Source organism: Vibrio sp. Vb0304 (genome assembly GCF_033338995.1).
Taxonomy (GTDB): Bacteria; Pseudomonadota; Gammaproteobacteria; order Enterobacterales; family Vibrionaceae; genus Vibrio; species Vibrio alginolyticus.
On record NZ_JAWOTT010000262.1, the window covers coordinates 1 to 1,156 of the forward strand.

The 1,156-nt window shown below is 47.2% G+C and carries 2 protein-coding genes; one reads left to right on the top strand and one right to left on the bottom strand.

Annotated elements, in window-relative coordinates; genetic code table 11:
- Positions 1–609 (top strand): class I SAM-dependent methyltransferase (locus tag R7P35_RS25485; RefSeq protein ID WP_318093200.1); only part of this gene is annotated, 609 nt, incomplete at its 5' end.
- A 4-nt stretch (positions 610–613) separates the two neighbouring features.
- Here R7P35_RS25485 and rnhA read toward each other — a convergent pair.
- A complete protein-coding gene (gene rnhA / locus R7P35_RS25490; protein ID WP_005484436.1) occupies positions 614–1,078 on the bottom strand; it encodes a ribonuclease HI in 465 nt (154 codons plus the stop codon).
- Positions 1,079–1,156: the final 78 nt, after the last annotated feature.

The following is a 1,156-nucleotide window of genomic DNA, read 5'->3' on the forward strand; positions in this document are numbered from 1 at the left end:
GGGTTGAGCTGTGAGCTAACCAGCTGTAATTGTAACATTCAACACCAAGTCAACGTAGATATCCAGAACCCGTTGCACAATGTTATCGCAGATGGTTACGAATTGCCCTTTTTGGAAAAAAGCTTTGATGTCGTGATACTTGCCCATCAGCTTGATTATGCAAGTGATCCACACCGTCTGCTGCGAGAAGTAGACAGAGTGATGATGGATGATGGCTGTTTGATCATTACGGGTTTTAACCCAATTAGCTTTACTGGTTTGGCGAGTTTGTTCCCATGGCGTAAAAATAACTTGCCGTGGAGTGGGCGAATGTTTACTTCGAGCCGAATCAATGACTGGTTGGGGTTACTCAACTACCAAGTAATTCATTGTGATCGTTATGCGCTGTTTCCTATGACACGTTATCGCACCATGTGGACTTGGTTAGAAAACAGCTTGGGGGATTGGGCTTCTCCGGCGGGGAGCTTGTACTATATCGTCGCTCGTAAACGAACGTACCCTCTCAAGCCAATCAAACCACATTGGCGTCTAAAGAAAAAACTGACGCCGCTTGGCGTGATGAACCGAGAGGGATTTGGTGTGAGGAGAGTGTCGAGCCAGCGCTACTAGCGTATTAAGATGGCTGGTAGCCTGTATCTTCTTCTGTTGGGTTTTCTGCTGCTGTGCGGGCGAGTTCATCACAGATTTCGTTTTCTCTGTGTCCAGCATGGCCTTTAACCCAATGCCAATCCACTTGGTGGCGTGCCGTTTCTTTATCCAGTGCTTGCCATAAATCGGCGTTCTTCACGGGCTTTTTATCTGCGGTTTTCCAGCCGCGTTTTTTCCAGTTGTGAATCCACTGCGTGATCCCTTGGCGCACGTACTGACTATCGGTCGTCAGCGTGACACGGCACGGCTCTTTCAGTGTTTGCAGGGCGACAACAGCGGCTAACATTTCCATGCGATTGTTGGTGGTGAGTGTGTAGCCTTTGGAGAGCGTCTTTTCTACGTCTTTGTAGCGTAAGACGATGCCGTAGCCACCAGGGCCTGGATTTCCTAAACAAGATCCGTCTGTGAAAATCTCAACGTGTTTGGTCATATTTTTGGTACTATTAGCCGAAACATTTAATAAAGCATAGTCTGACATACATAACCTTATGAATACCAGCAGCAATTC